The organism is Geothermobacter hydrogeniphilus (assembly GCF_002898515.1).
GTDB lineage: Bacteria > Desulfobacterota > Desulfuromonadia > Desulfuromonadales > Geothermobacteraceae > Geothermobacter_A.
The window spans coordinates 102981-123173 of record NZ_PPFX01000004.1; the positions used below are offsets into that span (position 1 = coordinate 102981).

Here is a 20193-nt window from a genome sequence, read left to right on the forward strand (position 1 = left end):
GAGGGTGATGGCCCCGTCTCCGGTGGAAGAATTTCCAACCTTGTCACCTGCCACAAAATGAAAAGCCCCTCCCGATTTTCCGGGAGGGGCTTTTCATTTCAACAATTGTCAAACCGGGATCACACGTCCCAGTTGTCAATCTTCATGGTGCCGTTTTCGGCCAGGTTGAGCTGCATCTTGAAGCAGCGGTCGAACAGCTGCGGCTCATGCCCGATCCCTTTTTCAAGGGTGATTCTGCAGGCCATGTCGAAGTACTCCTGGATCATGTCCTTGTAGTCGGGATGGACGCACTTGTTGATGATCTCCTGGGCGCGATCCTTCGGCGCCAGGCCGCGCAGGTCAGCAAGACCCTGTTCGGTGACCAGCACGTCAAGGTCATGCTCGGTGTGGTCGATATGCGGTGCCTTGGGGACCACGCAGGTGATGCCGGTCGGATCGGTCTTGGTCGGGCGCACCGACGGGCTGTGCATGATCTTCAGGTAGCCGTTGCGCAGATAGTCGCCGGAACCGCCGAGGCCGTTGATCATCCGGGTGCCGCCGACCAGGGTGGAGTTGGCGTGGGCGTAGATGTCGAACTCGACCGGGGTGTTCATGGCGATGCAGCCGAGACGACGGATCGGCTCGGGGGCGTTGGAAATCGACAGCGGGCGCAGCACGATCTTGTCGGCGTACTTGTCCCAGTTGTCGAAGAAACGCGGGAAGCCCGGATCTTCGGAGAGGGACAGCGAACAGGCCGAAGCGCCGTCCAGCTTGCCGGAGTCGAACAGGTCGAGCATGGTGTCCTGCAGAACCTCGGTGTAGACGGTGAGATTCTTGAACGGACCCTTGGCCAGGCCGCCGACGACCGCGTTGGCGATGGAGCCGACCCCTGACTGCAGCGGCAGCAGGTTCTCGGGCAGGCGACCCTTCTTCACTTCGTTGCCGAGGAAGTCCATGATGTGGTCAGCAATCGCTTCCGAGGTGGCGTCCATGTCGGCAAAGGCGCGGCCCTTGTCACGGCGTTTGGATTCGACCACGGCGACAATTTTCTCAGGATCGCAGGGGACGTAGGTGGTGCCGACGCGGTGGGTGGCGCTGGTGATCAGGATCGGCTGCCTCCGCGGCGGCTTCTCCTGCATGATGATGTCATGCATGCCTTCGAAGGAAGGCTGTCCGGTGTTGACCTCAAGAATAATCTTGTCGGCCACCCTGACCAGCTCGGGGACGATGCCGCAGGAGGAGGTCGGAACCAGCCCGCCCTCTTCGGTGACCGCCGAAACTTCGATGATGGCGATATCCATGCGGCCGTTTTCGGTGTAGAAACCATAGCCGACATCCTGGGCGAAGTGGCCGAGGTGCTTGTCGCCCATGCGGATCTTGCCGGTGTTGATCCCTTTGGCGATATTCTTGCCGGTCTGGTAGGGCCAGCGGCGGTCCATCATGTCGAGGGAGGCCCAGCGGTCCTCAGTCTCGGCACCGGCGGACGCGCCGACAAAGAGATTGTACTTGGTGGTTCCCTGCAGGCCGTTCTTTTCGACATGATCGGCCAGGGCGATGGGCACCTCTTTGGGGTAGCCGGCCGGAGTGAACCCGGACCAGCCAATGTTCATGCCGTTCTTGAAGAACGGGATGCAGTCCTGAGCGGTCATGACCTTGCTCAGAAGTGATTTGCGACGAACGCGATCTTCCAGTGTACCGTAAGACATTCTCTCTCCTCCTCGTCAATTTGCCCGGAAACGTGCTTTGCAGAAGACCGTTTCCGGGCGGGCTAAAATCTGTGGTCAGGCTAAAACTGACCTGCCTTCGGACCGGCTCCCTCCCGGAGCAGCATCAACCGGCATTAAGGCAGGTCAAACTGTCTGATTTTATAAACAAATGTGGTCGAGATGCGAGTCGTGTTGATGAGGTCTGGACGACCATTTTAAAAACCCATTATACAGGCGCAACTTTTATAATATGCCGTAGACGCCAAGTCAAGCAAAATTAGCGGCCGGGGGAATTGAAAAAAAACTCGGAATAAAGGCAGGTTGCAGGTTTTTACGGGAGTGTGAAACCCTCTTCGGACAGCTCAGAAAGGGGTCTTAATTGCGATATGTGCGCAAAATAACTATGAATATAACAGGCGCCAATCCCCGCGGTTGCAGGCCTGCGGAAACCGGCTGTGTGGAGGCGGCTGGTTGTCGGATTGTCAGCGAAAATTTACTGTGAGTAAAAAAACGGTCTGTTGTCAGTAATATTTTTCCAGACTTTTCTGGGCCTGAAGGATGTACTGGCTGGCGGGGAAATCCTTGAACAGGGTGTTGAAGGCCTGGACAGCCTTTTCTTTCTGCCCGGTTATCAGGTAGGCCTTGCCGAGGTAGTACCAGGCCTCGTCACGGTAGTAGTAGTTGGGGTAGGTTTTGAAAACCTTTTCCAGCCGTCTGATGGCAGCGAAGGGTTTGCCGTATTTCAGATAGAATCGGCCGACATAGACCTCGTGCGAGGCAAGCCGGTCCCGGCAGCGGCCGATGTAGACCTTGACCTCCTCGGCCCTGGGATCCTGGGGGAATCGTTTCAGCATGCTTTCAAAGGTGACCAGGGCGTTGCTGGTCGCGGTCTGGTCGCGGTCGGCGGCAAGGATCTGCCGGTAGTAGGAGAGTCCCAGGTAGTACATGGCCTCGGCCAGTCGATCACTGTTGGGATGCTGCTTGATGAAATCTTCGTAGGCCGCGGCCGCTTCCGGGTATTTCCGCGAAAGAAAATAGGCTTCGGCTATTTTCATTTCGGCGATGATGTTCAACTCGGGTGAATAATAGCTGTCACGAACCTTTTCCCAGTTGGCGATGGCCTCTTCGTAAAGCTCCCGGTCAAACATCCTTTCGCCCTGTTTCAGGTAGTATTCGGCGTTGCGGGGCGGCGGGACAATCGTGGAGGCACAGGCCGAAAGAACCAGCAGGGCACACAGGCTGAACAGGAATTTCATGAAAATTGACCTCTGTTTGATCCGGGTGTTCGGCGATTGTCAACCGCTCGATGAAACCTGAATCAGTGAGTCCCTTGTCGGCGGACAGCACAAGTCATTGATCTGCCCGAGCTTCCCAAAAATCACCAGCGAACCTGTGGGTGCGCTTCAGATTTTTGAAAATCTCATTCAGGCCAAGCACTTGCACTCTCCATCCAACAGGAACTCGCCGATTCAGGTGAAAGTGAACAACGCGGAATCATCGCCGAAAAGAGCCATGTTTGTCAATCATCCTGAGCAGGGCGCGGCGGGCGGCGGGCGGCAATGAAGCCTTACCCGCCTGCCCGTCGGCGGCAAAACGCCGGTCACGCTGTTGCCAGTATCTCTCCAGCTGAGTCAGCAGTTCCTCGGAACCGCCAGCGGCGGCAAGTCGCGCAAGCCGTCGGCTGCGGGGGGCGTCGGGATGTTCCTCGTCGAGCCAGGCACGCAGATGTCTGTTCCGCCGGGTTCGACGATAGAGGAAGGTCGCGGCGGCGGCGAGAAGCAGCAGCGCGATTGTCGCGGGCAGCAGCCGCCGGGACGGTTGCGGACCGCCGGCGCCGGTCTGGTGATAGCGGCCGGTTCGCGGGTCGAACCAGTTCAGCCTGACCCGCAGTTCCCCCCGGCCGTCGTCGGCCGGAGAGTACAGGTAGCGCAGTCGGCGGATGAAGATGTTCCCCCGGCGTTGCAGCTGTTCGTCGAGCAGCGTCAGGACGTCTCCTGTGCGGGTCGACAGCGGTGATTGCGCCCGGGTGAGGTCGGCGTCGCCGCTTAATTCCAGTACCACCTGCCGTCGTCCCCGGCCGACCTCGTCCACCAGCCGGTATGCCAGTTGGCCGACCATGCCGCTGAAACGGGCCGGTTTTCCCTGCTGCGGCAAGGGGCGGACATGGATCTGCAGGGGGGCGGGCTGCATGCGAGGGGATGTGTTCCCGGCTGTTGTCGCCGTCAGCAGCAATGGTCCGGAACGCAGGGGCCTGACCAGCCGTCGCAGGTTTTCGACGACCTCGTCCGATCGGGGCCCGGCCCGGCGGTGTACCGTCCCCGGGAGCTGCGCTTCAACAGCCATGCTTGCCACTGCCGGCCAGCTGACATTGACCACGCCGCTGAGCCGGTCGCGGTGGACTGCCACGCTCAGGACGAACGCTTCCCCGAGGTAGGGCTCGGGATTCGAGACCAGCAGCCTCGCGCCGGGCTCGGCCCGGATTCCGGTTGCGATCAGCAGCAGGGCCGTGATGATGACGGGGAGCTTTTTCTTCACCAGTTCTTCTCCAGGATGCTGTCATGGATGGTGACCGCTTCCGGCGCCGGATCGGTCTCGGTGAAGGGTTTGATGACGGTACCCCTGATCATCTCCCGGGCTTCTGCGGCCGACAATTCCCGGTTGTCCCCCGGTGGTTCCGGGCGCGTTTGTCGTCCGTCATTCCCATCACCTGCCGGTTGCTGGGCCAGCTGCCGGATGGCGAGAGAGAGGTCAGCGGCACTGTCGTCCGCTCCGGGATCGGCAAGCAGGGCTGTTTCACATCGGCTGAGTGCGTCCCGATAGCGGTGGGCGGCAACCAGACTGCTGCAGGCGTTGTGCAGTGCTGCGGCTCGTTCCCCGCCGGAGAGCAGTGCCGCCGAGCGGTCGAAGAGCCGCGCTGCCGTGGCCCGGTCCGACTGCTTCAGCCCCTGCTCGAACAGCGTCCGCCCTGCGTCACTGCCGGCATCCCGGTCGCATCCGCCGAGGACCATCAGGACGGCCAGGACCAGCGCCCCGCGGGTTTTGCGGGGCAGGTCGATCTGTCGCAGGAACAACAGCAACAGTGCCGGCAACAGCAATGAGACGTTGTCGAGAGGATGCGGCGACGCCGGCGGACGCCAGCGCTTGAGCAGGCTGGAGATCGCCGGTGTCGTGCCCTCGTCGGGCAGCAGCCGACCGCCGGTTTGTTCCGCCAGACGTCTCAACCTGGCCGGATCGGGGGTCGAGACAGCCGGTTGCCCCGCCAGGGTCCGCCCGGGGACCGGGCGCGGTTGACGATTACCGGGAAGGATCGCGTAGACGGGTATATCGTGCGCGAGTCGCGGGGCGGGGGTGTCCACGGTTCGCTCGCCATCGCTGAAGAGCAGGATTGCCTTTTCGCCCCTGACTCCTTCCAGCTGGCGATGGGCGAGTTCCAGGGCTTCCTCCGGTGCCGACCCGGGAGCGGCGACCTGGCCCGGCTGCAGGGCACGGAGGAAAAAGCGCAGGGCCTGGTGATCGTCGGTCAGGGGGACCTGGGTGACAGCTTCGCCGGCGAAGGGGATGAGAGCCATCTGCGCCCCGGGCAGGCCGTCCAGCAGGGCGTTGACTTCCTGGCGCGCCAGGTCAAGGCGGCTCAGCCCTTTATTGCGCAGCCCCATGCTGGGAGAAATATCGATCGCCACCGCCACCGCCACCGCCGGCTGTGTGCGGGGTGCGGCGCGTCCTTCATTCGGTAGTGGCTGCATCAGCAGTCCGAGGGCGGCCAGGCTGAGAAGGTCGTAACACAGTCGTGACCAGCTTGTGCGGCGGATGAAGGCCGCTTGCCGGCCGCGGCAGAAGGTCCATTCGCGCCAGCCGAGCAGCAGCGCCAGGGAGACCAGCAACAGCATCCAGGTCATGGCAGCCTCCGCAGCCAGCCGCGGAACAGCAGCAGCTCCAGCAACAGCAGTGCCGCCAGCCAGGGGCGGATCAGCGGAGCGAGGGAACGGTCGTGGTTGATCTTCTGTTCCTTCAGGGGACTTTTTTCCAGTTTGTCGATCTGGTGGTAGACCTGTTTCAGGGTATCGGCGTCGGTCGCCCGGAAGAATTGACCGCCGGTCTGTTGAGCGATCGCCTGCAGCAGGGGTTCGTCGAGGGTGGCCAGCCGGGTCCGGCCGGGGTGTCCCGGCGGCAGCGGGCCGCGCGCGGCGAAATGCAGCGGCGCTCCCTGTTCGGTCCCAAAACCGATGGTGTAGATACGGATGCCGAGCGCGGCCGCCGCCCGACTGGCTGTTGTCGGTGCGAGGCGGCCCCGGTTCGACCGGCCGTCGGTGAGCAGGATGATGGCGCGGCTGCGGGCGCGGGAATCCTTGAGCCGATCGGCGGCCGCCGCCAGTGCGTCGCCGATCGCGGTTCCGGTGCCCCGTTGCTCGGCCTGGACCGCCCGCAACCGTTGCGCGACCTGCTGCCGGTTGCCGGTGGCCGGGGAGAGGAGGAACGGGGTGCCGGCGAAGAGGATGACGCCGACCCGGTCGTTGCGACGTCCGACAACGAAATCGGCGGCCGCCTCACGGGCGACCGTCATCCGGTCGGGGGGAATGTCGGCGGCCGTCATGCTGGCCGAAATGTCGAGCACCAGCATCAGCTCGATCCCTTCACGGTTGATGCTGGTGGTCGTTCGGCGCAGCACCGGTCCGGCCAGCAGAATCAGCAGCAGGGCAAGCAGCAGCGCGGACAGGTACGGCTGCATCCGGGCGAGGCGCAGTTTCCAGCTGGGCCGGCGCGACTGGAAGACCCGCAGGCTGGAGACGGTCAGTGCCCGCCGACCGGTCCGGAAGGGCAGCAGCGCCAGCGGCAGCAACAGCAGCCATAACGGGTTGGACCAGAGCAGGTTCATTCCTCGGTCTCCAGATCCGCCAGGCGTTCCCGCCAGGCGTTCAGCTCCTCCCCGGTCGGTGGATAAGGGCCGAAACGCCACGCTGTCAGCAACTCCTGAAGCTGTGTTTTGCCTTCGCCGGGGGGCAGCGTCTCAAGCTGAACGGCCATGTCCGCGAAACGGCTGCCCCCGGCATCCGTCGGCCCGGCCCGATGCTTGCGCATCAGCAGCAGCCCGGCCGCCGCCGTGGCCGGCAGCAGGCCCCACCACCATGCGCCGGACAGCCTTTCACCTGTGAGCAGGGGATGAAGGGCGCTCGGTTGCCGGATGTCACGATAGGGGTCTTCGATGTCGATCGTTCGGGTGGGAGAATTCCAGCTGCGACTTCCTTTGTACAGCGGGAATTCGGGGAGTCGTGCCGGACCGGGACGCATCGGCAGCAGGGTGAGGCGCAGCCGGTCCTCTTCGATGACCGGTTGGCCGAGCAGGCGGAAGGGACGCAGATCGGGATAGTCGCTCAGCTGCCAGTCGGTCCCGGGGAGTTGAACGGTGATCTGCAGAGGTGTCCCCAGTCGGGGCGGATCGGGTTCGATCCGCAGCGGGTTCACCGCGGCGCCCAGCAGAAGCGGCAGCAGCCCTGCCAGCAGCAGGCCGCAGAGCCGGCGCTTCATGACCGTCTCCGGCGCCGCAGGAAGAAACGCCGCAGCGATGGCAGAACGGGGTGCCCGCCTGCCAGTTTCAGCAGCTCGATGCCACAACCGCGCAGGGTGGCGGACAGCTGTTGATCCTCCCGCTGCCAGAGCAGGTGGCTGGTGCTGCCGTCGCAAAGGGTTGCGGCACCGGTTTCGGCATCATGCAGCAGCAGCGGCGCTGCCGGCAGTCGGGCCTCTTCCGGGTCGCGCAGCAGCACCGCGATCAGGTCATGGCGGGAGGCGACGCGCTGCAGCAGAGCTGTCGGCAGCGAGGCGTGAAAATCGGACAGCAGCAGGATCAGTCCCGGTCGGCGCAGCAGGCGCAACGCCTTGTCGAGGGGGGGCGCCAGACGGGTGCCGGTTGCGGTTCGCGGATGATCGTCCAGTTGTCCCAGCAGACGGTGAACCTGGGTCGTGCTGTTGCCCGGCGGCAGCACCAGTTCGGTTTCTTTGGCGAATCCGATCAGGCCGACCCGGTCACGCTGGGCAACGGCGGCAAAGGCGAGCAGCGCGACGGCCTCCTGCAGCAGCGCGAACTTGACCGGGGTGATCGAGCGCGACAGGTCGGTAAGCAGCAGTACCTGGCGACTGCGTTCCTCCTGGTAGCAGCGGATGTGCGTCTGCCCCTGGCGGGCGGTGTGGTTCCAGTCGATCAGGCGGGGGTCGTCTCCCGGCTGGTAGGGGCGCAACTCGGCGAATTCGAGTCCCTGGCCGCGAAAGCGGGAGCGTTCTCCACCGCCCAGCAATCCGGCCAGCTGCCGTCGGGAGGTCAACTCCAGCTGCCGGATCTGTCTGCTTCGCGAAAGGGTCATGGCGGCCGCCGGCGGGTGACGTGTCAGGGTGTCGGGAGAGTTTTCAGCAACTGGTCGATAATCTGATCGGGGGTGTGCCCGTCCGCTTCCGCCTCGTAGCTGAGCAGCAGCCGGTGGCGCAGCACCGGGTGAGCGATGCTGTACAGGTCGTCGGGGACCACGTAGCTGCGGCCGCGGATGAAGGCCAGCGCCTTGGCGGCCCGTGCCAGGGCGATGCTGCCGCGCGGGGAGATGCCGTGGGCGATCAGGGGGGTGAGCCGGTCGGCGCCGAAGCGTTGCGGCTCGCGGCTCGCGGCGGTCAGGTCGAGCAGATGGTCAAGCAGCTCCGGCGCCAGGTAGATCTCCTGCAGCTGCCTGCGGGCCGCGGCCAGTTGCTTCCTGCCGATACGCAACCGCGGGGTCGGGGCGCTGCCGGAGCTGTGGGCGATCACCATCCGCTGTTCCGCCTCGCGGGACGGATAGTCAACATGCAGTTTGAGGAAAAAACGGTCGAGCTGGGCTTCCGGCAGGGGGTAGGTTCCCTCCTGCTCCAGCGGATTCTGGGTGGCCAGGACGAAAAAGGGGTCGGGCAGCCGGTAGCTGGTCTCGCCGAGGGTTACCTGGCCCTCCTCCATGGCTTCGAGCAGGGCCGACTGCACCTTGGCCGGGGCGCGGTTGATTTCATCCGCCAGCAGCACCTGGGTGAAGACCGGCCCTTTGCGGGTGCGGAACTCTCCGCTCGGAGGATGATAGATGGGGGTGCCGGTCAGATCTGCCGGCAGCAGGTCGGGCGTGAACTGGATACGCTGGAAATCGAGGTCGAGCAGCCTGGCCAGGGTCTTGGCGGCCAGGGTTTTGGCCAGGCCCGGCACGCCCTCGATGAGCACGTGGCCACCGCACAGCAGGCCGACCAGCATGCCTTCGATCAGAGACTGCTGGCCGTGGACGACCTCTTCGGCGGCGGCCAGCAGTTCCGGGATGAAGGCGCCGGTTTCCCGGACTCGGACATCATCCCGGATCAGGCGGCTGTGGGCGGACTCAGGCACTGAAGCGCCTCCTTCATTTTTTTCAGGGCATTCTGCTCGATCTGACGGACACGCTCGCGGCTGATGCCGTAGCGGTCGGCCAGCTCCTGCAGGGTCAGGGGCGGATCGTCGAGCAGGCGTGCCGCAACAATATCACGTTCCCGGGGCTTCAGGCGAGACAATGCCTCGCCGACCTGTTTGCGACGCTGCTCGTCTTCCTGTCGCTCCGCCAGCAGTTCTTCCTGGTTGGCGCGTTCATCCGCCAGCGAATCCATCAGGCTGTAGTCATCCCCGTCGACCAGTTTCAGGTCCAGGGAGGCGTCCCGGGCGTGCATCCGCTGTTCCATTTCCTCGACTTCGGTGGTGCGGACATCGAGTTCAGCGGCAATCTCTTCACTGTTTCCGCCGCCGGTAAGGCGTTTCAGGGCCTCGCGCGTCTGGTTGAGTTTGAAGAAAAGCTTCTTCTGTGCCTGGGTGGTGCCGATTTTGACCAGCGACCAGCTTTTGATGATGAAGTTCTGAATATAGGCCCGGATCCACCAGACCGCGTAGGAGATCAGGCGGATGCCGCGATCCGGATCGAATTTCTTGACCGCCAGCATCAGGCCGATGTTTCCTTCCTGGACCAGGTCGAGCAGTTTGCAGCCGTAGTTGCGGTATTCGTAGGCGATCTTGACCACGAAGCGCAGGTTGCCGGTGACCAGGCGCTCGGCGGCGGTCAGGTCGCCCTGGTCGCGGTAGCGGCGGGCGAGATCGATTTCCTGTTCTGGAGTCAGCAGTTCGAAACGATTCACCTGGGCCATGTAGTGTTCGAAATTGTCGCTGACAACAGCTAACGCGAGGTCGCTCATGTCGTCACCTCCAGGATGTTTTCTTTTGTAAGATCAGGCCATTGGCACTCTCGGTTGGAGAGTGCCAAATCTTTATAGCAAACTCTTCCGCCGCTGGCAAGAGGTCCGGGCAAGATCGGAGGTTGACAGTCCCGGTTTGCCTTCCGATAATGTTGCAAACCCTCAGGAGCTACCGAGTCATGCAAATCCTCTATATCGGTTTGTTCGGCGCTTTCGGCTGCGTCTCCCGTTACCTGGTGTCCGGCTGGGTCTATGCCCTGGCGGGTCGTTCTCTGCCCTGGGGAACCCTGGCGGTCAATGTTGTCGGTTCGCTGCTGCTCGGTTTCCTGATGGAGTCCGGCCTGCGCAGCACCCTGCTGCCGGCGCAGGTGCGGATGGGCATCACCACCGGTTTCATGGGCGGCTTCACCACCTTTTCGACCTTTTCCTATGAAACGGTGCGATTGATGGAGGAAGGAAGCACCCTGCAGGCCGGGGCCAATGTTGTTCTCAATATGACGGTCTGCGTGGTCTTTGCCGCTCTCGGCATCTATCTCGCCCGCCAACTCTAGCTGATGAAAAACGTCCATCTGCGGCGTTGCCCTCACCCCGCGTCAACGACGTACCTTCCGGTACGCCTTATGCCGCAGGGTCTCGGACGCCTTGCATCTGAACATTTTTGCTCAGCCTGGGGGGACGGCTTTTTCAACACCCTGCCAGTCAATTTTGGGGAGGACTCATGACGCGACTCGATGGTGAACTGACCCTGATGCGGATTTTTATTGGCGAATCGGATCGCTGGGAAAAAAAGCCGTTGTACGATGCCCTGCTGGCCCTGTTTCGGGAACGGGGCCTCGCGGGGGCGACGGTCATCAAGTGCGCCGCCGGTTACGGCGGCGGCAGCGTGTTGCACACGGACAAGCTGCTGCGTTTTTCATCCGACCTGCCGGTGATCGTTGAAGTGGTCGACAAGCAGGAAAAAATTGATCAGCTGCTGCCGGAACTCGACCGCATGATCACCGGCGGCATGATCACCCTGGAAAAAGCCCGGGTGATCCGTTACTTCTGACCTGAACCGGGGAAACTCATGTTTCACAAACTCCTCAGTCTTCTTTCCGCCGGGGCGGGAACCGCGGCCGCCGAGCATCATGATCGTATCCAGGTCGCGGTGGCGGTGCTGTTGCTGGAGATGACTCACGCCGATCGAAATTTTCAGCCCCTTGAAGTCCACCTGGTCGAACAATTGCTGCGGGACAGATTCGGTCTCTCCGTCGAAGCCGCCGATGAACTGATCGCCGCGGCTGAAGAGGTGCGTGCTGAAAGTTTCGATCTGCAGCAGTTCACCAGTCTGATCAATCGGCATTTCAGCATCGAGGAAAAGCTCAAGGTGATGGAGGGCCTCTGGCGCCTGGTCTATGCCGACGGCGAGCTGGACAAGTACGAGGATGCCCTGGCGAGACAGCTGACCGGGCTGCTGCGGCTCTCTCCCCGCCAGGCCATCGACCTGAAGATCAAGGTCCTCGATGAGATCGCCCCGGACCGCCACTCCTCCTGAGTCCCTTGTTCCCCGTGCTTCTCTCGGCCGGGTCGTCGTTCTTGCGCAGCGTCTGCTGGCCGAAGTGGTTCGGCCTGATGCCCGGCTGCTTGACCTGACCGCCGGCAACGGTTGCGACAGTCTCTTTCTGGCTCGTCACCTGGGGCCGGACGGCCAGTTGCTCAGTTTCGATATTCAGCTGCCGGCAATCGAGGCCACCGCCGCCCGTCTGGCCGCCGCCGGTTTTCTCCCCCGGCGGGTGTCCACCCGGGTGCTGCTCCACGAACCGGGCTGTCAGCTGATCCATGACGGTCACCAGTTTCTCGACGCCTATCTCTCCGGGCCGGTTGCCGCCGCCATCGGCAATCTCGGCTACCTGCCGGGCGGAGACAAACGGCTGATCACCCGCGCTGAGACCACCCTGGCAGCCCTGCGCGCCCTCTGGCCCCGCCTGGAAGCAGGTGGGCGGTTGGCACTGGTCCTCTATCCCGGTCATCCGGGCGGGGATGAAGAGTGCGTCGCGGTCGAGCGGGAATGCGCCGGGCTTCCGACCGCCGAATTTGACGTCATCAGACTGCAGGTTCACAATCGCTGCCAGGCGCCCTCTCTCCTGGTTGTGGAGCGCCGTTTGTGACGCTAAAACCTTAAGGGATGGGGTGGGGGAGCGCCTGCGAGTATGACGTATCGCGTTCCCAGCGGATTTTTCGGTCGTTTTTGGGCAGAAAGTTTTCATCCTGCCCTCACATCTCACATCTCACATCTCACATCAGTCATCCATGATCTGCAGCCGCTCCCGGTCCCAGCAGCCGAGCAGCACCAGCAACTGGGTCACCAGCCGATAGGTAATGCCCCACAGTACCGGCCGGCCGGGACCGAGCAGGTCTATGGCCCGCGCGGTACGCATCCGGCCCTGCCAGTGGAGACTGATTTCACCGTGGCGGGAGGGATCAAGCAGGTCGTCGCAGGGGAACCAGAAACAGTCCGTGACTTCTTCGTTGGGGGAAAGTTCCGGCAACTCCGGTATCCGGTAGACGAAACAGGCGACCTGAATCGGCAGGTAGGCGCCGTGGATGTCGTCGAGTCGTCCAAGGCACCAGTCCCGCTTCAGTTGCAGGCCGACCTCCTCCCGGGTTTCTCGTTCGGCGGCGGCCTGTTCATCGGCATCTTCCGGGTCGACCCGGCCGCCGGGGAAGGCGAGGTTGCCCGACCAGGGGTCCCGCGGATGGCTGGCCCGTTCGATGAAGAAGATCTGCAGGCCGTCCCGGCACTGGTGCAGCAGCAGCGCGACCGCCGCCCGCTGTTTGCTGCCGGCGGCGGCCAGTTGCGGTTCGTGGTCGGCGAGAACCAGGCGAATCTCTTCCAGTGTGATCAGCATCGTCGACGGCACTCAGGGAATCAGCACGATTTTTCCCAAGGTATGGGTCTCCAGGACCTCGTGATGGGCGCGGGCGGCCTGGTCAAGCGGCAGTTCGCGGCTGACGCGCGGCATCAGCACCCCGCTCTCCAGGGCCGCGTCGAGGGCGGCGTGGGTACGGTGATGTTCTTCTTCACTGGCGGCGAACAGCGACATGCCGCGGATCTCGGTTTCCTTGCCCATGGTCAGCCGCGGATCGATCTCGATGTGGCCGCGGCTGCCGACGATCACCACCCGGCCGCGCGGGGCGAGCAGCAGCAGATCCCGCTCCAGGTTGACGTTGGCCAGCATTTCGATGATCAAATCGACCCCGCCGGTCGTTTCGGCCAGTCGATCGGCGTAGCCTTCCGCATGGTGGTTGAAAACCGCCGCGGCGCCTGCCTGGCGGACCAGATCCTCTCCTTCGGGACTGCCGGCGGTGCCGTAGACCCGCAGCCCGGCGGCTTTGGCCAGCTGGACCGCGGCCAGGCCGGCAGCGCCGCTGGCGCCGTGAATCAGGACCTTCTCGGCCGGTCTGGCGCCGCCGCGGATAAAGAGGGCGCGCCAGGCGGCCCCGGCGGGGATGGCGACCGCCGCCCCCTGGGCGAAGCTGACCGCATCGGGTAGCGGGTGGAGCTGGTCGGGACGGCAGAGGGTGAACTCGGCGTAGGTGCCGGTCAGCGAACCCGACAGCCAGACCCGGCTGCCGGGTTCCCATCCCTTGACGTCATCACCGACCGACTCGATGATGCCGGCGGCATCGAAGCCGGGGACGTAGGGGGGCTGCGGCAGCACCGGATAGCCCCCGGCGCGGATGTAGGTGTCGACCGGGTTGACTCCGGCAGCGGCTATTTTCACCAGGATCTCACCGGCCTGAGGTTGTCGCGTCTCAACCTCGCCGATCCGCATGGTTTCCGGTTCGCCGAAACTGTTGACCAGGACTGCGCGCATGAGTGACCTCCTGTTTTGATCGGATCCGGCAGGCGGGCCGAGTTCCCGGTTTTCTCCCAGCCATGTCAAATCGCTTGGTTTATCCATTGCCTGAATCGGTGAGCCCCTTGTCGGCGGATAGCACAAGTCATTGATCTGCCTGAGCTTCCCAAAAATCACCAGCGAACCTGTGGGTGCGCTTCAGATTTTTGGAAACCTCATTTAGACCAAGCACTTGCACTCTCCATCCAAAAGGAACACATTGATTCAGGCATTGAAGATTTTTATTTCTAGCCGGTTTTAACGGGATTGGCAAGCAGGACTCTCTCCTGAATCGGTTCGTAACCCGGCCGATACGTTCAGGCAGGACAGGCTGGCGGGATCCGGGTCAGGTCAGGACCTTGTCCGGGATGACATACCAGAGAATGGCGAAAAAGTGCATCGTGCTGCCGACCAGGACGAACATGTGCCAGATGGCGTGGTTGTAGGGCAGCCGGTCCCACGCGTAGAAGACCACTCCCCCGGTGTAGGCGAGACCGCCGAGGACCAGCAGCAGCAGCCCGCCGGGGGCGAGCCCGGCCATCAGCGGCCGGGCGGCGATGACCACCACCCAGCCCATGGCGATGTAGGTGGCGACCCGCAGTACACCCATATTTTTGGCAAAGGTGATTTCGCAGATGATGCCGACCAGGGCGAGTCCCCAGACCACGCCGAAGATGGACCAGCCCCAGGGGCCGTGCAGCGAGATCAGGGTGATCGGAGTATAGGTGCCGGCAATCAGCAGGAAGATGGCGGCGTGGTCGAGGGTGCGGAGGATATTTTTGGCCGAGACATGCTGGATGCTGTGGTAGAGGGTTGAGGTCAGATAGGAGAAGATCAGGGTGGCGCCGAAGACGCTGCAGGTAACAATGTGCCAGGCGTTGCCGTGGGTGCCGGCATAGGCGGACAGGACGCCGAGCCCGCCGATGGCGAGCAGCGTGCCGATACCGTGGGTGATACTGTTGGCGATCTCTTCGCCGGGGCTGTATTCGGAACAGGTATCGTGGGGGGCTGCCATGGGTAAAACCTCCTTGGCAAGGGTGTGGACAGACCTGCAGGATCGCGCAGGGTTATGCAAACGTTAGCACGCTATTCGGGGGACGGCGAGCCCATGACAAGGAGTTTTACAGAACTTTTACCCATCTTCAGTGAGTCGTGACCACGCCTTCATCGCAGGTACATCGGCCGGTTTTCCGACAGTTTCAGCCAGCCGTTGACGATCCGGTAGATGAGCCAGATGCCGGAGAGGATGAGAATGAAGTAACCGATGACAAAGGCGAAGGTGATGCAGCCGAGGAGACTCCAGAACAACCCGAACCAGAAGGTCCGGCGTTGCCAGCGGAAGTGGGATTCAACAAAAGTGCCCTTCACCAGATCGGCCTTGAGATAATTGAGAATGATGCCGATAATGGCGGTCAGGCCGAAGATGAAGGACGTTGCCTGCAGGGCATAGATAATGGTTGCCATTTTTCGGGCGCGGCCGGTCGGATCAAGGGTGACGGCTTCTTCGTTCATGAAGTCCTCCTCGAGAACAGGGATATGATAGAGCAGGTATTTTCATAAATTGTAACGGATTTTTCCTCTCTGTCATCTTTCGGTTATCGTTTGCGGGGGATTTGCAGTTAGAATGAATTATCGGTCTTGACACGTTTCCCGTTCTGGGTGAAGGTCCTGATCCAGGTAACCAAAAGGAGTCTGTTCATGCGTTTCTTACTGATCCCCCTGCTGTTGCTGCTGTTCGTTCCGCCTGTTCAGGCAGCCAAGAAACAATCGCAAACGGTTCTTGACGCCATCGAGGTTGTTCATGAGATCAACAAGATTCCCGAACAGGGGATCCCGCCGGCACTGCTGAACGATGCCTACGGCCTGGCGATCATTCCCGGGATGCTCAAGGCCGGATTCATCGTCGGCGGCAAGTTCGGCAACGGAGTCCTGCTTACCCGTGGGACATCGGGCCGTTGGCATAACCCGGTCTTCGTCTCCCTGATCGGCGGCAGTTTCGGTTGGCAGATCGGTGCCCAGTCGACCGACGTGATCCTGGTCTTCATGACCGAAAAGAGCATCAACGATGTCTTTGAGGGGAAAATAACCCTCGGCGTCGATGCCGCGATTGCCGCCGGTCCGGTCGGCCGCCGGGTCGAGGGTTCGACCGATATCACTTTAAAGTCGGAGATCCTTTCCTATTCGCGCAGCCGCGGCCTGTTTGCCGGGGTCTCTCTCGAAGGAGCCTCGCTGGCGGTGGATGACGACGCCGACGGTGCTTTCTACGGTCGCGAGGGAATTCGTCCCGACGAGATCCTGAAGCTCGGCTACGGCCGTCTGCCGATTCCGGCCAAGAGCCTGCTCGATACCCTCAACCGGAGCGCCGCCAGAGGGAAGTGACGATCGTTGCGAAGAGATTCCCGTGCCCTGCATGGATACGGCTGCGGCAAGCAGAAAACGGTTGCCGGTTCAGAGTTTTGAGAAAATTCTCCACCGGATGTTGAATATTCTTCATCTCGCCTTTGTCTGATCTTGTAACAGGCTGAATTTAAACGGTGTTGTCTTCGGCACGCAGTTTGAATGTCCAGCTGTGGCAACGGAAGCAAAGGAGGCGACATATGCCGGAACGTGGTGGGACCATCCTGGTCGTCGATGATGATACCGGTCTGCGGAGGGTTATTCAGCACAACCTGGAGGAGGCGGGCTACAATGTCATGCTGGCGGAAGATGGGGAAACAGGATTCCGGCTTTTCCAGCAGACCCATCCCCGGCTGGTGCTGACCGATGTCCGTATGGGCGGACTGGGCGGCCTGGAGCTGTTGACCCGTATCAAGGCCTACAGTCCGGACGCGCTGGTCGTTGTGGTCACCGCCTTCGGTTCCCTGGAAGAAGCCGTCAAGGCGATTCGTCTCGGTGCCTATGATTATCTGGGCAAGCCCTTCAGTCGCGAGCAACTCGTCCTCGCGGTTTCCAAGGCGCTTGCCTTTCAGGGACTGACCCGGGAAAACCGTAAACTGAAAGCCGCGCTCTCCTCCCGGAAACATCGGGTGCTGCTGGGGGATTCCCCGCAGATGCAGGCGGTTCACAATCTGATCCGCAGGATGGCGACCGCCGAGGCCCCGGTGTTGATCCTGGGGGAAGGCGGCACCGGCAAGGAGTTGGTGGCCCTGCAGCTGCACCGGCAGGGGGCGCGGCGCCAAGGGCCATTTGTTGCTGTCAATTGTGCCGCCATCCCGGAAAAACTCCTGGAAAGTGAACTCTTCGGGCATCTGCGCGGGGCTTTTCCCGGTGCCGCGCGCAACCATCGGGGAAAGTTCGACCAGGCCGATGGTGGAACCCTGTTTCTTGACGAGGTCGGTGAACTGCCGGCCGAACTGCAGTCCAAACTGCTGCACGCCTTGCGGGAAAATGAAATTACGCCGATTGGCGGCAAGGCGCATCGGATCAATGTCCGCGTCATTTCCGCGACCAACCGCAACCTTGAAACAGAAATCAGCTGTGGGCGCTTCTGCAGGAACCTGTACTCCCGGTTGGCCGTTCTGCCGTTGTCTTTGCCGCCGTTGCGTGACCGGGAAGAGGATATTCCTCTGCTGGCCCAGCATTTTCTCGATCGTTACAGTGGCGACCGCAATCTCTCCCTGAGTCGGGAGGCCCTGAACGCCCTGCAGTGCTATCCCTGGCCCGGCAACGTGCGTGAATTGGAAAACCTGATGGAGCGGTTGGCGATTCTGGCCAGGGCCGACCTGGTTGAGCGGGATGAACTCCCCTTGAAAATACTGACCTGCGGCATGTCGGGAACCCGTCGGGTGGTCCACCTGCCCCCCGAAGGATATTCACTGGAAGAGATCGAAAAACAGGCGATTCTTCAGGCCCTGGCGCTCTGTTCCTGGAACCGTACCAGGGCCGCGGAATTTTTGCGGATCTCAAGCCCCCTGCTGACGTCCCGGATTGAAAAATACGACCTGGTTCCCGAACAGCGGGAGGCCGCAGGAATTTCTCTGGAATCTTCATAGGAGTCGGCCGGACCTTTGGGTTCCGCTGTTGACTCTGTTTCGCGCTCCGAGCCCGTCGGCATACGTGCAACCGTGCTGGATGCGGAGCGGCCAATTTTCATCCCGGCAGTACCCTGTGCCCAGTTGATGCCACCTTCACATGGGACCTGCTCTGTATGACGAATGACAATTTTCAGCATAAATCCTCGATTCTGATCGACTGGCTCGGGTTGCGACGGGACGAGCTGCAAGTTTTCGTTCTGGCGACCCTGGCCCTGCTCTGCATCACCGCCTCCAATGTTCTGTTCGGCAATTACGCCGAGACGACTTTTCTGAAGCGTTTCGGCGTGCATTTTCTGCCGACCATGATCCTGATCAATGCCGTTGTGACCTTCTTCGTGATGAGCCGGGTCGGTCGCTGGCTGACGCGGATGTCCGGCCAGACACTGCTGAGCCGGACCCTGGTTTTTTGCGCCCTGAGCGCGGCCCTGGTCAGGCTGATGGTCCCCCTGGGATGGTCCCTGCTTTATCCTCTTGTTTATGTCATGAAAAGCCAGTATGAACTGCTGCTGGTTTTTCTTTTCTGGAACCTGGCCAACCAGGTTTTTTCCACCAGGCAATCGAAAAGGATGTTTCCGCTGATGGTTTCCGGCGGACTTGTCGGCGGGATTGGCGGCAGTATCGCCACTCCCCTGGTGGCACGTCTCGGTTCCGTGGACAATATCCTCTGGATTTACCTGGGGGGTGTTCTGAGCGCGACGTTGCTGATTCGGCTGATGACCCGGACGGTGCGGGAGGCAGCAGTTGCCGAGAAGGTCTCCGGGAAGGAGCACGGCAGGTCATCACTGTTTGCCGGCATGCGCCAGGCGCTTCCGGTGATGCGCCGTTCCCAGCTGGCGCGATGGTTGGTGCTGCTGGCACTGATTCCGAACATCCTGATTCCGCTGCTTAACTACCAGGTCAGTTTTGCCGTCGATATGACCTATGCCAACGAATCCACCATGCTCGGGTTTTACAGTTTCTATCGCGGCGCCCAGTTTGTTCTCGCGTTGCTGGTGAGTCTGTTTGCCGGGCGGATTTATGCGCGCTTCGGTTTGTCCGGGGGGTTGCTGGTCCATCCCTTCAACTACCTGCTGATCTTCGTCGGATTCATGCTGCAGTTCGATATTTTTACCGCGGTTTACGCCGGAATCAGTTCCGGAGTTATCCGCCGGGCGATCCAGACTCCGGCCCGGGCGGCCCTGAATGGCCTGTTTTCTGATGCACAGCGGGTGGCGCTGATGCCCTTTTTGCGCGGTGTCGTCGTGCGTGTCGGCATTCTGATCGGCGCAATTTTTGTGCTGATCTGCCAGTCGGGATATTTCGTGGTTTGCCGGTTCCCCCTGCACCCGCAGAATCTGGCCCCTTTTGGTTTCGGTTTCGCCCTGCTCTGGTTGATGGTTGCCCTGCGGATGAAAAAGCACTATCCCGAACTGGTGCTGGAGACCCTCGGTTGGTACGGACCGGAGCGCGGCAGGATCAACTTCGCGCCCGAGGTTGTGCGCGCCGCCCGTAAGAAACTGTTTCTGGCCAGGCGGCGCCTGGCCCAGGCGGTCGCCGTGGGACAGCAGAACGACGGTGTTCATGCTGACAGGCTGGTGGAACACCTGCGCGACACGGCGGCCCGGCTTGCCTTTGAGGTTCTCTGTGAGTTGGAAAACTGGGATTCTTCGGGACGCCTGAGAACCGCGCGGGAGGCCCTGGAGGGGGGAGACTCGCGGCACCGCGCCAACGCTCTCGAAGCCCTGGAACAGCTTGTCCCGCACAGCTTGGCGTATGGTCTGGTGCGGGGGCTTGAGAAGGATCTGCAGGGAGGCTGGAGCTATCCGGGGCCGGTGCTGCAGGTTCTGGCTGTCGACGACGATCAGACCACCAGGGAGCTGGTGCGCTGCCTGCTCGGCCGCGTCGCGGACGGCCAGAAGTCATCAGCCGAAAGTTCTTCAGCAACCGGGTCCATGGTCAACTGATAGCCGGATCGGGATCAGACGCGTTCGATCACCTGCTGCAGTTTATCCCGCACCTGTCCGGCAATATCCGCCAGGTCCGGGTTTTCCACCGCCTGCATCGAGGCCATGGGGTCCACGGCCGCGATTTCGGTTTCGCCCTTGTCGGTGGTTCGGATAATGACATTGCAGGGCAGCATGGTGCCGATGAGGGGTTCGGCCTGCAGAGCGCGGTAGGCAAAATGAGGATTGCAGGCGCCGAGAATCTTGTAGGCCGGCATCTCCTCTCCCAGTTTCTTCCTGATCGTAGCCTGCACATCGATTTCCGTCAGGACTCCGAAACCCTCTTCGGCCAGTTGCTTCCGAACCTTTTCTTCAGCTTCCGCGATGGTGCCGGGAACGATTTTGTTGAATGTGTATCCCATCTTTTTCTCCTTCAGCCGGATCTTGAGGGCCGGCTGCAGTT

Annotated in this window: 21 protein-coding genes; 7 read left to right on the top strand and 14 right to left on the bottom strand. The window is 61.9% G+C overall.

Annotated elements, in window-relative coordinates; translation table 11 throughout:
- Positions 1-119 precede the first annotated feature (119 nt).
- From C2E25_RS03095 to rpoH, 9 genes are all read right to left on the bottom strand, one after another.
- Positions 120-1685: an acetyl-CoA hydrolase/transferase C-terminal domain-containing protein gene (locus C2E25_RS03095; RefSeq protein WP_103114324.1), complete on the bottom strand. Its 1566-nt coding sequence runs from the start codon at positions 1683-1685 to the stop codon at positions 120-122.
- Positions 1686-2206: 521 nt separating this feature from the next.
- Positions 2207-2941: an outer membrane protein assembly factor BamD gene (locus tag C2E25_RS03100; protein ID WP_103114325.1), complete on the bottom strand. Its 735-nt coding sequence runs from the start codon at positions 2939-2941 to the stop codon at positions 2207-2209.
- Positions 2942-3179: 238 nt separating this feature from the next.
- A complete protein-coding gene (locus C2E25_RS03105) occupies positions 3180-4220 on the bottom strand; it encodes a BatD family protein (protein ID WP_103114326.1) in 1041 nt (346 codons plus the stop codon).
- Positions 4217-5581, bottom strand: coding sequence for a vWA domain-containing protein (locus C2E25_RS03110; RefSeq protein ID WP_103114327.1), 1365 nt, complete (start codon positions 5579-5581; stop codon positions 4217-4219). Before C2E25_RS03110 ends, C2E25_RS03105 begins: the two co-directional genes overlap by 4 nt.
- Positions 5578-6558, bottom strand: coding sequence for a VWA domain-containing protein (locus C2E25_RS03115; RefSeq protein WP_103114328.1), 981 nt, complete (start codon positions 6556-6558; stop codon positions 5578-5580). Before C2E25_RS03115 ends, C2E25_RS03110 begins: the two co-directional genes overlap by 4 nt.
- Complete coding sequence (locus C2E25_RS03120; protein WP_103114329.1) at positions 6555-7208, bottom strand: hypothetical protein; 654 nt, start codon at positions 7206-7208, stop codon at positions 6555-6557. Before C2E25_RS03120 ends, C2E25_RS03115 begins: the two co-directional genes overlap by 4 nt.
- Entirely contained in the window at positions 7205-8041 is an 837-nt protein-coding gene (locus C2E25_RS03125; protein WP_103114330.1) for a DUF58 domain-containing protein, read from the bottom strand. The genes C2E25_RS03120 and C2E25_RS03125 overlap by 4 nt, the downstream gene beginning before the upstream one ends.
- A 23-nt stretch (positions 8042-8064) precedes the next feature.
- Positions 8065-9066: an AAA family ATPase gene (locus C2E25_RS03130; RefSeq protein ID WP_233189318.1), complete on the bottom strand. Its 1002-nt coding sequence runs from the start codon at positions 9064-9066 to the stop codon at positions 8065-8067.
- On the bottom strand, positions 9039-9896 hold the full coding sequence (gene rpoH, locus C2E25_RS03135) for an RNA polymerase sigma factor RpoH (RefSeq protein ID WP_103114331.1): 858 nt from the start codon (positions 9894-9896) through the stop codon (positions 9039-9041). The genes C2E25_RS03130 and rpoH overlap by 28 nt, the downstream gene beginning before the upstream one ends.
- 179 nt (positions 9897-10075) lie before the next feature.
- On the opposite strand from rpoH, the gene crcB reads away from it, so the two are divergent.
- From crcB to C2E25_RS03155, 4 genes are all read left to right on the top strand, one after another.
- Positions 10076-10447 (top strand): fluoride efflux transporter CrcB, encoded by a 372-nt coding sequence (gene crcB, locus C2E25_RS03140; RefSeq protein ID WP_103114332.1) that lies wholly within the window; start codon positions 10076-10078, stop codon positions 10445-10447.
- Between the two features lie 167 nt (positions 10448-10614).
- Entirely contained in the window at positions 10615-10944 is a 330-nt protein-coding gene (locus tag C2E25_RS03145; protein WP_103114333.1) for a DUF190 domain-containing protein, read from the top strand.
- A gap of 18 nt (positions 10945-10962) precedes the next feature.
- Positions 10963-11430: a TerB family tellurite resistance protein gene (locus C2E25_RS03150; RefSeq protein ID WP_103114334.1), complete on the top strand. Its 468-nt coding sequence runs from the start codon at positions 10963-10965 to the stop codon at positions 11428-11430.
- Positions 11399-12043, top strand: coding sequence for a tRNA (mnm(5)s(2)U34)-methyltransferase (locus C2E25_RS03155; RefSeq protein ID WP_103114335.1), 645 nt, complete (start codon positions 11399-11401; stop codon positions 12041-12043). Before C2E25_RS03150 ends, C2E25_RS03155 begins: the two co-directional genes overlap by 32 nt.
- Before the next feature lie 132 nt (positions 12044-12175).
- Here the strand turns inward: C2E25_RS03155 and C2E25_RS03160 are convergent, their stop codons facing one another.
- The 4 genes from C2E25_RS03160 to C2E25_RS03175 form a co-directional block, all read right to left on the bottom strand.
- A complete protein-coding gene (locus C2E25_RS03160; protein WP_103114336.1) occupies positions 12176-12784 on the bottom strand; it encodes an NUDIX hydrolase in 609 nt (202 codons plus the stop codon).
- Positions 12785-12796: 12 nt separating this feature from the next.
- On the bottom strand, positions 12797-13753 hold the full coding sequence (locus C2E25_RS03165; protein ID WP_103114337.1) for an NADPH:quinone reductase: 957 nt from the start codon (positions 13751-13753) through the stop codon (positions 12797-12799).
- Between the two features lie 367 nt (positions 13754-14120).
- Positions 14121-14789, bottom strand: coding sequence for a PAQR family membrane homeostasis protein TrhA (trhA, locus tag C2E25_RS03170; protein ID WP_103114338.1), 669 nt, complete (start codon positions 14787-14789; stop codon positions 14121-14123).
- A gap of 149 nt (positions 14790-14938) precedes the next feature.
- Positions 14939-15286: a DUF4870 family protein gene (locus C2E25_RS03175; protein WP_103114339.1), complete on the bottom strand. Its 348-nt coding sequence runs from the start codon at positions 15284-15286 to the stop codon at positions 14939-14941.
- Between the two features lie 186 nt (positions 15287-15472).
- Between C2E25_RS03175 and C2E25_RS03180 the strand changes: the two genes are divergently transcribed.
- The 3 genes from C2E25_RS03180 to C2E25_RS03190 all read left to right on the top strand — a co-directional run bounded on the left by C2E25_RS03180 (position 15473) and on the right by C2E25_RS03190 (position 19751).
- On the top strand, positions 15473-16153 hold the full coding sequence (locus C2E25_RS03180) for a lipid-binding SYLF domain-containing protein (RefSeq protein WP_103114340.1): 681 nt from the start codon (positions 15473-15475) through the stop codon (positions 16151-16153).
- Positions 16154-16371: 218 nt separating this feature from the next.
- Complete coding sequence (locus C2E25_RS03185) at positions 16372-17766, top strand: sigma-54-dependent transcriptional regulator (RefSeq protein ID WP_103114341.1); 1395 nt, start codon at positions 16372-16374, stop codon at positions 17764-17766.
- Between the two features lie 155 nt (positions 17767-17921).
- Positions 17922-19751 carry an Npt1/Npt2 family nucleotide transporter gene (locus tag C2E25_RS03190; RefSeq protein WP_103114342.1) on the top strand — a complete coding sequence of 610 codons (1830 nt, stop codon included), beginning with the start codon at positions 17922-17924 and terminating at the stop codon, positions 19749-19751.
- Between the two features lie 14 nt (positions 19752-19765).
- Here C2E25_RS03190 and C2E25_RS03195 read toward each other — a convergent pair whose 3' ends face one another.
- Positions 19766-20152 carry a DUF302 domain-containing protein gene (locus tag C2E25_RS03195; protein ID WP_103114343.1) on the bottom strand — a complete coding sequence of 129 codons (387 nt, stop codon included), beginning with the start codon at positions 20150-20152 and terminating at the stop codon, positions 19766-19768.
- Positions 20153-20193 lie beyond the last annotated feature (41 nt).